This window comes from Streptomyces sp. NBC_00096, assembly GCF_045041305.1.
Classification (GTDB): Bacteria; Actinomycetota; Actinomycetes; order Streptomycetales; family Streptomycetaceae; genus Streptomyces.
Map to the genome: position 1 here is coordinate 3035729 of NZ_CP108221.1, position 12135 is coordinate 3047863.

General features: G+C 72.6%; 11 protein-coding genes. 7 read left to right on the plus strand and 4 right to left on the minus strand.

Annotation, left to right across the window (positions count from 1 at the left end; translation table 11 throughout):
- Window positions 1-8 precede the first annotated feature (8 nt).
- The gene (locus tag OG904_RS13185; RefSeq protein ID WP_405490534.1) at window positions 9-263 is read right to left on the minus strand and encodes a MoaD/ThiS family protein; all 255 of its coding nucleotides are present in this window, start codon (window positions 261-263) and stop codon (window positions 9-11) included.
- 469 nt (window positions 264-732) lie between these two features.
- Between OG904_RS13185 and OG904_RS13190 the strand changes: the two genes are divergently transcribed.
- The 5 genes from OG904_RS13190 to OG904_RS13210 all read left to right on the plus strand — a co-directional run bounded on the left by OG904_RS13190 (window position 733) and on the right by OG904_RS13210 (window position 6207).
- Window positions 733-1515: a response regulator transcription factor gene (locus OG904_RS13190; protein ID WP_405490536.1), complete on the plus strand. Its 783-nt coding sequence runs from the start codon at window positions 733-735 to the stop codon at window positions 1513-1515.
- A 70-nt stretch (window positions 1516-1585) separates the two neighbouring features.
- Window positions 1586-2608 (plus strand): LacI family DNA-binding transcriptional regulator, encoded by a 1023-nt coding sequence (locus OG904_RS13195; protein ID WP_405490538.1) that lies wholly within the window; start codon window positions 1586-1588, stop codon window positions 2606-2608.
- A gap of 149 nt (window positions 2609-2757) precedes the next feature.
- Window positions 2758-3987, plus strand: coding sequence for a S1C family serine protease (locus OG904_RS13200; protein WP_405490540.1), 1230 nt, complete (start codon window positions 2758-2760; stop codon window positions 3985-3987).
- 52 nt (window positions 3988-4039) lie between these two features.
- On the plus strand, window positions 4040-4771 hold the full coding sequence (locus OG904_RS13205) for a response regulator transcription factor (protein ID WP_405490542.1): 732 nt from the start codon (window positions 4040-4042) through the stop codon (window positions 4769-4771).
- Window positions 4768-6207 (plus strand): sensor histidine kinase, encoded by a 1440-nt coding sequence (locus OG904_RS13210; protein ID WP_405490544.1) that lies wholly within the window; start codon window positions 4768-4770, stop codon window positions 6205-6207. The genes OG904_RS13205 and OG904_RS13210 overlap by 4 nt, the downstream gene beginning before the upstream one ends.
- Here the strand turns inward: OG904_RS13210 and OG904_RS13215 are convergent.
- Window positions 6187-7230, minus strand: a complete 1044-nt coding sequence (locus OG904_RS13215; RefSeq protein WP_405490546.1) for a phosphatidylinositol-specific phospholipase C — start codon at window positions 7228-7230, stop codon at window positions 6187-6189. The genes OG904_RS13210 and OG904_RS13215 overlap by 21 nt on opposite strands.
- A 75-nt stretch (window positions 7231-7305) precedes the next feature.
- On the minus strand, window positions 7306-7875 hold the full coding sequence (locus OG904_RS13220; RefSeq protein WP_405490548.1) for a TetR/AcrR family transcriptional regulator: 570 nt from the start codon (window positions 7873-7875) through the stop codon (window positions 7306-7308).
- Window positions 7876-8002: 127 nt separating this feature from the next.
- On the opposite strand from OG904_RS13220, the gene OG904_RS13225 reads away from it, so the two are divergent.
- The gene (locus OG904_RS13225) at window positions 8003-8788 is read left to right on the plus strand and encodes an alpha/beta fold hydrolase (RefSeq protein ID WP_405490550.1); all 786 of its coding nucleotides are present in this window, start codon (window positions 8003-8005) and stop codon (window positions 8786-8788) included.
- 52 nt (window positions 8789-8840) lie between these two features.
- Here OG904_RS13225 and OG904_RS13230 read toward each other — a convergent pair whose 3' ends face one another.
- Window positions 8841-10664 (minus strand): bifunctional metallophosphatase/5'-nucleotidase, encoded by a 1824-nt coding sequence (locus OG904_RS13230; RefSeq protein ID WP_405490552.1) that lies wholly within the window; start codon window positions 10662-10664, stop codon window positions 8841-8843.
- 171 nt (window positions 10665-10835) lie between these two features.
- On the opposite strand from OG904_RS13230, the gene mshD reads away from it, so the two are divergent.
- Entirely contained in the window at window positions 10836-11768 is a 933-nt protein-coding gene (gene mshD / locus OG904_RS13235; protein WP_405490554.1) for a mycothiol synthase, read from the plus strand.
- The last annotated feature ends 367 nt before the right edge of the window (window positions 11769-12135 follow it).

Below are 12135 nucleotides of genomic sequence, written 5' to 3' on the forward strand. Positions count from 1 at the left end.
GACTCCGCTCACCCGCCCGCGAACGGCGGGAGCACCTCGACGGTGCCCCCCTCGGTCAGCTCGACGGCATCGTGCGGGCGCAGGCCCACGGGTTCTTCGTTCACGAGGAAGGAGCAGCGCAGCAGGACCCGGGTCAGCTCCCCGGGGTGGCGTTCCCGCACGGCGTCGAGCGCCTCGGCCAGTGTCCGCGCCGAGTACGGCTCCTCCGCCGTCTTGGCCGCGGCCTTCGCCGCCGCCCAGTAGCGGATGGTTCCGGTTGCCACTGCACGCTCCTCTCGTCGGCGCTCTGCCGTCGGCCTCCATCATGAACCCTCGCGCCGCCGATCCCGGCGTGCCCCCGCGCGCCCCGGGTGCGCCCAGGCGGCCCGTACGGGGTCCACCGATCCGGTGAAACCGGCGCATAAGCAGGCCCGGGAGGTGGTGGGAACCACAGAAGAGGGCACCTCCCAAGCCTCGGCCCCGGCGGGGAGGGTGGGCTATTCTGCTGGCGAGAGGATCCGGGCAACGTAGCCCCCGGGTCCTTTTGTGCTTTCAGCACGTTGAACGGACCGAGAACAGTGGCATCCATCCGGACCTCAGGGCGCGGGGACCGGACGGACACCAGGCAAGTCGTACGAAGCAGTGCCGCGAAAGTCCTCGACGGGACCGAGGAGGAACCGACGTGATGGACCAGCGAACCGTGCACGCACACCTGCGCGCATCCCACCGCCCGACCCGGGCAGGTGGTCGGGCATGAGCTCCCTCCTGCTCCTGACCAATGCCCTGCAGCCGTCCACCGAGGTGCTGCCCGCACTCGGCCTGCTGCTCCACACCGTCCGGGTGGCCCCCGCCGAGGGCCCCGCCCTAGTGGACACCCCGGGCGCCGACGTGATCCTGGTCGACGGCCGCCGCGACCTGCCGCAGGTGCGTTCGCTGTGCCAGCTGCTCCGCTCCACGGGCCCCGGCTGCCCGCTGATCCTGGTCGTCACCGAGGGCGGCCTCGCGGCCGTCACCGCCGACTGGGGGATCGACGACGTCCTCCTCGACACCGCGGGACCGGCCGAGGTCGAAGCCCGGCTGCGACTGGCCACCGGTCGCCAGCAGCTCGGCTCGGACGACTCCCCGATGGAGATCCGCAACGGTGACCTGTCGGTCGACGAGGCGACGTACTCCGCGAAGCTGAAGGGCCGGGTCCTGGACCTGACCTTCAAGGAGTTCGAGCTGCTCAAGTACCTCGCGCAGCACCCGGGCCGGGTCTTCACCCGCGCCCAGCTCCTCCAGGAGGTGTGGGGCTACGACTACTTCGGCGGCACCCGCACGGTCGACGTGCACGTACGGCGTCTGCGCGCGAAACTCGGGCCCGAGCACGAGTCCCTGATCGGCACCGTCCGCAACGTCGGGTACCGCTTCGTCACCCCGGAGAAGGTGGAACGGGCCGCGGCGGAAGCGGCTGCGCAGGCGGCCGCGAAGGCCGCGGCGGAGGCTGCCTCCCAGGCCGCCCTGCGGGCTGCCGCGCCGCTCACCCGGATGGACTAGGGAGATCGAGGGAACGACCTCCTCCGGACGCCCTGCCCAGAGGTAGGTCACCCCGCGTAGACTTCCGCGCGTGGCCAAGGTGACGCGGGATGACGTGGCACGACTTGCGGGTACTTCTACCGCCGTCGTGAGCTACGTCATCAACAACGGACCCAGGCCGGTTGCCCCGGCCACGCGCGAGCGTGTCCTCGCCGCGATCAAGGACCTGGGCTACCGCCCGGACCGGGTCGCGCAGGCGATGGCCTCGCGGCGCACCGACCTCATAGGCATGATCGTCCCCGATGCCCGCCAGCCGTTCTTCGCGGAGATGGCGCACGCGGTCGAACAGGCCGCCGCCGAGCGCGGAAAGATGGTGCTGGTCGGGAACTCCGACTACCGCGACGAGCGCGAGGTCCACTACCTGCGGGCCTTCCTCGGCATGCGGGTCTCCGGACTGATCCTGGTCAGCCAGGGCATGAGCGAGCGCGCCGCCACGGAGATCGAGGCGTGGGACGCGCGCGTCGTCCTCCTCCACGAGCGCCCGGAGGCGATCGACGACGTCGCCGTCGTCACCGACGACATCGGCGGCGCCCAGCTCGCCACCCGGCACCTGCTGGAGCACGGGCACCCGTACGTGGCCTGCCTGGGCGGCGTCGAGAACACCCCCGAGGTCGGCGACCCGGTGGCCGACCACGTCGAGGGCTGGCGGCGGGCGATGCTCGAGTCCGGCCGCTCGGTGGAGGGCCGGCTCTTCCAGGCCCCGTACAACCGCTACGACGCCTACAAGGTTGCCCTGGAGGTCCTGGCCGGACCGGACCGGCCCCCGGCAATATTCTGTGCCACGGACGACCAGGCGATCGGCGTGCTGCGGGCCGCGCGCGAGCTGCGCATCGACGTGCCGGGGGAGCTGGCCGTGGCCGGCTTCGACGACGTGAAGGAGGCGGCCCTGACGGACCCGCCGCTCACGACGATCGCCTCGGACCGCCCGGCGATGGCCCGCGCGGCGGTGGACCTCGTCCTGGACGACTCCCTGCGGGTGGCCGGCTCCCGCCGCGAACGCCTGAAGCAGTTCCCCTCGGCCCTGGTGATCCGCCGCTCCTGCGGCTGCCGCTGACCGGCGTCCCCGGACTCCGCCGGACCCGCCCCCGGGGGTCCGGGGGAGGGACGGCGCACGCCCGCACTTATATCGGGCATACACGGTTCTGTCGGGCTTCTCAGCCGGGACTCAGGAAGCTCTCATGATCAGCGGACAGAGTCATATCCATGACCGAGAACCTCCGCCGCGAAGGCGAGTACCCCCAGGAGAACCGCCCCCAGCAGGCCGCCCCCTGGGGCGAGGACTGGCAACGCGGTCGTGACCGGCTCGCGCAGGAGGCCGGCTACCCGCCGCCGCCCGCGTACCCCCCGGCCCCCGCCCCCGGCTGGCACGAGGCGCACCAGCCCCCCGTCATCCAGGGCGAGACCGTCCTCCAGCCCGACGGCGGGAGCACCGGGAGCAACGGCGGCGGCAACGGCGGCTGGGCCTCCTGGGGCGACGCCCCGACGGCCCCCGCCGCCCCGCAGGGCCACGCCCGCGCCAAGCGCCCGGTCGCCCTCCTCGCCGCCGTCGCCCTCGCGGCCGCGGTGATCGGCGGCGGAACGGCCGCAGCCGTCCAGCAGATGCTGAACAAGTCCAACGGGGCCGGCACCGGCGTCAACGGCAGCACCATCTCCCAGTCGAACAGCGGCACCGTCTCCGGCGTGGCCGAGAACGTCAGCCCCTCCGTCGTCCGCATCGACACCCGCACCGCCTCCGGCCAGGGCACCGGCTCCGGCATCGTGATCACCGCCGACGGCGAGATCGTCACCAACAACCACGTGGTCGACGGCGCGAGCCAGGTCCAGGTGACGATGAGCGACGGCAAGAAGTACAACGCGAAGATCGTCGGCACCGACCCCGACAAGGACCTCGCCCTCATCAAGCTGGAGGGCGCGAGCGGCCTCAAGGCCGCCAGTCTCGGCAACTCCGACAACCTCAGGGTCGGCGACGAGGTCGTCGCCATAGGCTCCCCCGACCGCCTCACCGGCACGGTCACCAGCGGCATCGTCTCCGCGCTGAACCGCGAGGTGAACGTCCCGAAGTCGGAGAAGCAGCAGTCCCCCCAGGGCGGCTACCCGTTCTCCTACGGCGGCCAGCAGTTCAACGGGGACACCGGCTCGGACACCACCTCGTACAAGGCCATCCAGACGGACGCCTCCCTGAACCCCGGCAACTCCGGCGGCGCCCTCGTCAACATGAACGGCGAGATCGTGGGCATGCCCTCCGCGATCTACTCCCCCTCCAGCGGCAGCGGCTCCGCCGGCAGCGTCGGCCTCGGCTTCGCCATCCCGGTCAACACCATCAAGGCCGACCTGCCCTCCCTGCGCAAGGGCGGCCCCGGCGGCACGGGCAGCGGCAACAGCGCCGACAACGGCGGCGGCAGCGCGGCCAACGGTTTCGGGACCTCCTTCTAGCCCGCCCGTGCGAGCCTGTTAGGAGACCGACCACCACCACTGGGGGACCCGTATGACCGCCGAAGGCGACCAGCAGCGCATCCTCGTCGTCGACGACGAACCGGCCGTACGCGAGGCCCTGCGCCGCAGCCTGGCCTTCGAGGGGTACGGCACGCAGACCGCCGTCGACGGGATCGACGCCCTCGACAAGGCGGCCTCGTACACCCCCGACCTGATCATCCTGGACATCCAGATGCCCCGGATGGACGGTCTGACGGCTGCCCGCAGGCTGCGCGCCGCGGGCAGCACCACGCCCGTCCTGATGCTGACCGCCCGCGACACGGTCGGCGACCGCGTCACCGGACTCGACGCCGGGGCCGACGACTACCTGGTCAAGCCGTTCGAGCTGGACGAGCTCTTCGCGCGCGTCCGCGCCCTCCTGCGCCGCAGCTCCTACGCCTCCCCCGCCGCCGGGGACGGCCACCCCGAGGACGCGCTGACCTTCGGCGACCTGCGCATGGACCTCGCCACCCGCGAGGTCACCCGCGCCGGACGCCCGGTGGAGCTGACCCGTACCGAGTTCACCCTGCTCGAGATGTTCCTCGCGCACCCGCGCCAGGTCCTGACCCGCGAGCAGATCCTCAAGACCGTGTGGGGCTTCGACTTCGAGCCCAGCTCCAACTCCCTGGACGTGTACGTGATGTACCTGCGCCGCAAGACCGAGGCCGGGGGCGAGCCCCGCCTGGTCCACACCGTGCGCGGGGTGGGCTACGTACTGCGCGCGGGCGAGGGCGGGCCCGAGTGAGTCCCGCCGCCAGATTCCGCGGGCTCCCGCTGCGCTCCCGCCTCGCGCTGCTCGTCACGGTCGCGGTGGCGCTCGCCGTCGCCGCCGTGGCCAGCGTCAGCTGGTTCATGGTCCGCACGCAGCTCAACCAGCAGCTGAACAGCTCGCTGCGCTCCACCAACGCCCGCGCGCAGGCCAGTCAGACGCTCAACCAGATCAGGTGCCAGGACAAGGTCCCCGGCCCCTTCGAGAACAACCTGAGCGCGCAGGTGCAGATCGTGCTGCCCACGGGCGGTCGCTGCTGGGTGGACGGCAAGAACACCCTCCCGGTCTCCGGCTACGACCTCGAAGTGGCCAAGGGGCTGCGCGGGGCGACGCTGTACGACGGCAAGACCACGGACGGCACCCCCGTACGCATCTACACCCAGCCCGTGGAGCTGACCTCCGGGCCGAACGTGCAGAACGCGGCCATCTCGGTGGCCAAGCCCCTCTCGGACGTCACCGAACCGCTGTCCACCCTGGCCTGGGTCCTGCTGTTCGTCTGCGGCGTCGGCGTCCTGGGCGCGGGCGCGGCCGGCCTGTGGGTGGCGCGCACGGGGCTGCGCCCGGTCGACGAACTGACCGGCGCCGTCGAGCACATCGCCCGCACCGAGGACCTGACCGTCCGGATCCCCGACGAGGGCGACGACGAGATCGCCCGCCTGTCGCGCTCCTTCAACTCGATGACGGCCGCGCTGGCCTCCTCCCAGGAGCGCCAGGCCCAGCTGATCGCGGACGCCGGACACGAGCTCCGCACCCCCCTCACCTCACTGCGGACCAACATCGAACTGCTGGCGCGCAGCGAGCAGACCGGCCGGGCCATCCCGCCCGAGGACCGCAAGGAGCTGCTGGCCTCGGTCAAGGCGCAGATGACGGAGCTGGCCTCGCTCATCGGCGACCTGCAGGAACTGTCCCGTCCGGACGCGGCCGCCCCCGGCCCGCTGGGGGTGGTGGCCCTGCACGAGATCGCGGGCGCCGCGCTGTCGCGGGCCCGGCTGCGCGGTCCGGAGCTGGCGTTCGACTCGGACCTGGCGCCCTGGTACGTACGGGGCGAGGCGGCGGCCCTGGAGCGGGCGGTGGTCAACGTCCTGGACAACGCGGTGAAGTTCAGCCCGCCGGGCGGCGCGGTCACCGTCTCGCTGCGGGCGGGCGAGCTGACCGTACGGGACCGCGGTCCCGGCATCCCGGCCGATGACCTCCCGCACGTCTTCGAACGCTTCTGGCGCTCCCCGTCCGCCCGCGCCCTGCCCGGCAGCGGCCTCGGGCTGTCCATCGTGGCCCGTACGGTGCTGCGCGCGGGCGGCACCGCCGAGCTGCGGGCGCCGCGCGACGGCGGGCCGGGCGCGGAGGCGGTGCTCCGCATCCCGGGAGCCCCGGCTCCGCCCCCGGCGCAGCCGTCAGTTGTGCCGGATCAGTGAGGCGACCAGGCCCGACCGGGTGTTGGGGAAGTCCATGGGGACGATCCCGAGCCCGGTCCGGCCGGCCAGCTCCGAGCCGTCGACGAAGGCTTGCACCTGCGGGTTGAGGCGGTCGGAGTTCCAGCGGGGCGGCAGGGCGGCGGCCGTGCTCGTGTAGTTCATGAAGAACTTTCCGGGCTGCTGGGCGGCCTTGCGGAACTGGTTCTCGATCTTCCCGCGCTTGCCGAAGGGCTCGGCCATGTAGTCGTCCTGGATGTCGAAGACGTTGCCGTCGCCGTAGCGCAGGCCGCCGGGCAGACCGCCGTTGTCGGGGAGCAGCAGGACCTTGCCGCGGACCTGCCCGAGGGTGGGGACGGAGCTCGCGATCCGGAACAGCGGGGCCCAGCCCCGGTTGTTCAGGTAGTCGTCGAAGACGGCGCGGAAGGTGGCGTCGCTCTCCTCGGAGTACTCCTGCTTGAGCCGCATCAGCACCGTCTCGGAGGGGTGCGCGGCGAGGAAGTTCCAGCAGGCGACGAGCACGTCGCCGAACATCAGGTTCTGGTAGTACGAGCCGTGGTGGATCGCGAACGATCCGCCGCTCACCCGGCAGCGGACGTCCAGGAAGCGGATCCCGGAGTCGAGCTGTTCGGCGATGGAGGTGTTCTGGCAGGCGACGTAGAGCCCGCCCTGGCGGGCGCCGGAGTCGTGGGTGCCGGGGATGGTCATCCGCTGCAGGGCGGTGGAGTCGCCGATCCCGGCCATCCAGTCCTGGGTGCCGAGTGCCTTCGCGGTCTTGGCGGTGGCTCCGGTGGCGGCCGTGGTGGTCCCGGCGCCCGCGGTGGTCCCGGCGGTCCCGGCGGCCGTGGCCGTCCCAGCGGCCGAGGCCGTCCCGGCGCCCGCGCCGAGCAGGGCCGCGCCGCCCAGGGCCGCCGCCCCCGCCAGGAAGCCGCGCCGCCGCAGCCCCGTACCCGTACCCGCATCGATGTCCACGGCCGTACCCGCGCCCGCATCCACACCCATGCCCGCGCCCGTGCCCACGCCCATGCCCGCCCCTTTGCCGACCCAGTGGTGGCCGGATTATGGCGTGCGGAGCCAGGCATTGCTACCCACGGGTAGGCATCAGCTTTCGAGCAACTCCGCCATCGCGCGCAGCCCTTGGGCGAGGGACCGGCCGTCCGGGGCGTGTTCCGGGTCGGTCAGGCACTGCACCATGACCCCGGTCAGCAGCGCGATGTGCACCGATCCGAGGCTCCGCACGTCCTCCTCCGCCACCTCCTCGACGGGGACCCCGCGCAGCTGCGCGGCCACCATGCGGCGGTTGTGGCGCTGCCCCTCGGCCAGGATCGCGAGCAGCTCGGGCGAGGACTGCGCGTGCACGAAGGCCTCGACGGAGGCGGTCCAGAGCCAGCGCATGTCGCCGAAGTCCCGGATCTTGCGGTCCCAGGTGTCGGCGTAGCGCTCCCGGGCGGTGTCGCCCTGGCCGGCGAGCCGGCCGGAGCCCGCGGCCCACTCCTCCATGGCGGCGAACAGCGCCTGGTTGAGCAGCACCTCGCGGGAGCCGAAGTGGTAGCCGATCGCGGCCATGCTCACTTTCGACGCCGAGGCGATGTCGCGCACGGTCGTGCGGAGGTACCCCTTCTCCTCCAGGCAGCGCCGGGCTCCGGCCAGCAGGTCCTCGCGATTTCCCATGCCGGGATCGTATCCGCGCCAGGGTTTTGGGCAAGCGCGCTACACGACCGTATTGTGCGCTTGCCCAATTCCTGGCAGGCTGATGCCCGAAGCACCGACCGACCGGAACACAGGGGAGAGCAACGCCATGCGCCACGAGCTGAAGATCGACGACCGTACCCTGTCCTACCTGGACTTCGGCGGGGCCGGCCGCCCGCTGCTCGCCCTGCACGGCGGTCTCTCCGAGGGCGCGCACTTCACCGCCCTGGCCGCCGCCCTCGGCGACGAGTGGCGCGTCATCGCCCCCGACCAGCGCGGCCACGGAGATTCCGACCTGGCCTCCGAGTACGGCCGCGAGGGCTACGTGGCCGACGCCGCGGCCCTGCTGGAGCACCTCGCCCCCGGCGGCCCCGTGCCGGTGCTCGGGTTCTCCCTCGGCGGGATCAACGCCTACCACCTGGCCGCCGCCCGGCCCGACCTGGTCTCCGCCCTCGTCAACGTCGACGCCCCGGTGGAGACCCCGCGCCAGGACGGCCCGTCCTTCTGGGACTTCCTGCACGTCCTGCCGTACACCGCGCCGGCCCGCGAGGAGCTCGTGGCCGCCCTCGGCCCGCTCGGCGAGGGCGTCGGGCCCTTCCTGCGCCCCCTGGACGACGGCTCCGGCTGGCGGCTGCCCTTCCACCCCGGGGCCACCCTGGCCACCCTCGCCGAGGGCGACGGCCCGCGCTGGGACGTCTGGCTCGCGAGCAGCTGCCCGGCGCTGCTGATCCACGGCCTGCGCAGCGACGTGCTCCCGCAGGAGCTGGCCGACGCGATGGTCTCCCGGCGGCCCGGGACCTCGTACACCGCCCTGGACACCGAGCACTTCGTGCCCTTCCAGGACCCGGAGGGCTTCGCGAACGCCGTCCGCACCTTCCTGGCCGGCCTCGCGTGACGCCGAAGGGGCGGCGGGCCGGTGGCCCGCCGCCCCTCAGGGGATGGAAGTACTACTTGATGACCGTGATCCGGTCCGCGGCCGGCGGAGCCAGCGGCGCGGCGGCCGAGGAGTGCGCGGCCAGGTAGGCGTTGAAGCAGTCCAGGTCGGAGGCGCCGACCAGCTTGTTCTTGTGCTCCTTCAGGACGGTGAAACCGTCACCGCCGCCCGCGAGGAACTCGTTCATCGCGACCCGGTAGGTCTTGGCGGGGTCGATCGCCACGCCGTTCAGCTTCACCGAGTCCACGAGGATGCGGTCGGCACCGGCCCTGGTGGTGTCCAGGGTGTAGGTCAGGCCCTTGGAGATCTGCAGGATCTTCGGGTTCGGGCCGTTGACCGGGCCGCTGACCTGCTGCTGGAGCGCGGTGACCAGCTGGGCGCCGGTCAGGTCCACGACGTTCATCATGTTGGTGAACGGCTGCACCGTGTACGACTCGCCGTAGGTCACGACCCCGTCGCCCTCGGCGCCCGCCGCCTTGTAGGCCAGGTCGGCGCGGATGCCTCCCGGGTTCATGATGGCGAGCTGCGCGCCGCCCTTGGCCGCCGGGGCCAGGGCCTCCAGCTGCGCGTCGGCGATCACGTCACCGAGCGGCTTCTCGTACGCCTCCGAACCGCGGCCCGGGATGTCGCCGGAGATCCAGCCCATCGGACGGTTCGCGATCGGCGCGGCCAGCGCGTTCCAGCGCTGGATCAGCGCGGTCAGGTCCGGGGCCTTGGGCTGGTCCCGGCTGACGATCTTCTGGACCGGCTTCGGCGAGCTGACCGGCGTACGGACGATGTCCTTGGTCTTGCGGTCGTACGTGAGGGTGGTGTCCGTGAACAGCCGGCCGTACGAGGCGGCCGAGGTGACCGTGCGCGGGTTGCCCGCCGGGTCGGGGATGGTGCACGCGTACGCCTGGTGCGTGTGGCCGGTGACCAGGGCGTCGACCTTCGGCGAGACGTTCTTCGCGATGTCGACGATGGCACCGGAGATCCCGGCGCCGGCACCCGGCGCGTCGCAGTCGTAGTTGTACGCGCCGCTCGCGGGCAGGCCGCCCTCGTGGACCAGCGCCACGATCGACTTCACGCCCTGCCGGTTGAGCTCCTCGGCGTACTTGTTGATCGTCTCGACCTCGTCGCCGAACTTGAGGCCCTTGACCCCGTCGGCGGTCACGACGTCGGGCGTGCCCTCCAGGGTGACGCCGATGAAGCCGATCTTCACGTCCCCCTTCTTCCAGATGAAGGTGGGGCTCATCAGCGGGCGCTTCGTCTTCTCCTCGACGACGTTCGCCGCGAGGTACTTGAAGTCCGCGCCCCCGAACGTCTTGCCGTACTCGAAGCAGCCCTCGACCGGGTGGCAGCCGCCGTACTGCATGCGGCGCAGCTCGGTCTTGCCCTCGTCGAACTCGTGGTTGCCGACGCTGGTGACGTCCAGTTTGAGGTCGTTGAGCGCCTCGATGGTCGGCTCGTCGTGGAAGAGGCCGGACACCATCGGGCTCGCGCCGATCATGTCGCCGGCCGCCGCCGTGACGGAGTACGGGTGGCCCTTGCGGGCCTCGCGCAGGCCGGTCGCCAGGTACTCGGCACCGCCCGCGGGAATGGCCTTGGTGGTGCCGTCGGCCTGACGCTCGGTCACGTTGCCCGAGGAGCCCTGCGGGGGCTCCAGCGTGCCGTGGAGGTCGTTGAACGACAGCATCTGAACGTCGACGGTGCGGCCGCTGTCGTGGCCGTCACCGCCACCACTCGCGGCTCCGGCCGGAAGGGCGGCGGCGACCATCGCACCGGCGGCCGTCGTGACGGCGAGGGCTGTGAGGGTCAACCGGCGGGCTCGGCGGTGCCGTTGTGGCGTCGCTGACATTTAGTCCCCTTTATGGACAGTGATACATCTTGGGAGGTCTGCCGAAGCCTAGAGTCAACGCGCGTAGCGCGACAGGGGGTACCGGGTATCGAGCTGGTTACACGCAGAAGACCGGTGGCCGTCCGGGCCGCACCCCCACCAGGCCCCCACCGTGGTCGTAGGCTCGACTCCATGACTGACGACACAGCAGTGGTCCTGGAGCCGGGACGGCAGATCCAGACCCTCGACGAACTGACGGATGAGCAGGCCGACGCCGTCCTCGCCCTGATCGAGGACGCGGCCCGCACCGACGGCACCACCGCCGTGTCCGAGCAGGGCCGGCTCCAGCTGCGCGGCGGAGCCCGCGAGGGGATCCGGCACTTCCTGCTCACCGAGCAGGGCCGGCTCGCCGGCTACGGGCAACTGGAGGACACCGACCCGGTGGAGGCCCCCGCCGCCGAGCTCGTCGTGCACCCCGCGATGCGCGGGCGCGGCCACGGACGGGCCCTGGGCACCGCCCTGCTGGCCGCCTCCGGCAAGCGGATCCGGGTGTGGGCGCACGGCGGCAAGTCCGCGGCGCGCCACCTCGCGCAGGTGCTCGGCCTGACCCTCTTCCGCGAGCTGCGCCAGCTGCGCCGCCCGCTGGGCCCGGACGCGGACCCGCTGCCGGAAGCCGTCCTGCCGCCCGGCGTGACGGTACGCGGCTTCGTGCCCGGCTCCGACGACGCCGCCTGGCTGGCCGTCAACGCGGCGGCCTTCGCCCACCACCCGGAGCAGGGCTCGCTCACCCAGCGGGACCTGAACGACCGCATCGCGCAGCCCTGGTTCGACGCCAAGGGGTTCTTCCTCGCGGAGCGCGACGGCGAGCTGATCGGCTTCCACTGGACGAAGGTCCACGCCGAGCAGCGGCTCGGCGAGGTCTACGTCCTCGGCGTACGCCCCGGCGCGCAGGGCGGCGGCCTCGGCAAGGCCCTCACCGCGACCGGCCTGCGCCACCTGGCCGCGGCCGGCCTCCCCACCGCGATGCTCTACGTGGACGCCGACAACCCGGCGGCCCTGGCCGTCTACGAGGGCCTCGGCTTCACCACCCACGAGGTGGACCTGATGTACCGCACGGAAAGCTGACCGCCCCGCACACGCAGGCCGGCGCACATGCAGGCCGGCGCCGGCCAAATCCAGCCCTGCCGCGCCCCGCACACGCAGGCCGGCGCCGGCCAAATCCAGCCCCGCCGGCGTTTGAGGCGCGGGGTCTGGGGCGGAGCCCCAGGGGCCCCGGGCGCAGCCCGGGCCCGGGGGTCCGGGCTCCGCCCGGGGAACGGTGGAAGGGAGGGTAGGGGACGGCCCCGCGCAGCGGCACACCCGCACGCCCGCCCCCGGGGCGCAACCCGAAGCGCGTCCGGAGGGACGCAGCCCCCACCCCCGCCCCGAACGGCGTAGCCACCCGCCCGGCGCAGCCGACGGCCTCCCTCCCGGCCCCCGGAAGCCACACGCC

Excerpts from the sequence above, each read along its gene's own strand:
- OG904_RS13190 (WP_405490536.1), top strand. The coding sequence starts at position 733 with ATGAGCTCCCTCCTGCTCCTGACCAATGCCCTGCAGCCGTCCACCGAG.
- mshD (WP_405490554.1), top strand. The coding sequence starts at position 10,836 with ATGACTGACGACACAGCAGTGGTCCTGGAGCCGGGACGGCAGATCCAG.
- OG904_RS13220 (WP_405490548.1), bottom strand. The coding sequence starts at position 7,875 with ATGGGAAATCGCGAGGACCTGCTGGCCGGAGCCCGGCGCTGCCTGGAG.
- OG904_RS13205 (WP_405490542.1), top strand. The coding sequence starts at position 4,040 with ATGACCGCCGAAGGCGACCAGCAGCGCATCCTCGTCGTCGACGACGAA.
- OG904_RS13230 (WP_405490552.1), bottom strand. The coding sequence starts at position 10,664 with ATGTCAGCGACGCCACAACGGCACCGCCGAGCCCGCCGGTTGACCCTC.
- OG904_RS13200 (WP_405490540.1), top strand. The coding sequence starts at position 2,758 with ATGACCGAGAACCTCCGCCGCGAAGGCGAGTACCCCCAGGAGAACCGC.
- OG904_RS13215 (WP_405490546.1), bottom strand. The coding sequence starts at position 7,230 with ATGGGCGTGGGCACGGGCGCGGGCATGGGTGTGGATGCGGGCGCGGGT.
- OG904_RS13225 (WP_405490550.1), top strand. The coding sequence starts at position 8,003 with ATGCGCCACGAGCTGAAGATCGACGACCGTACCCTGTCCTACCTGGAC.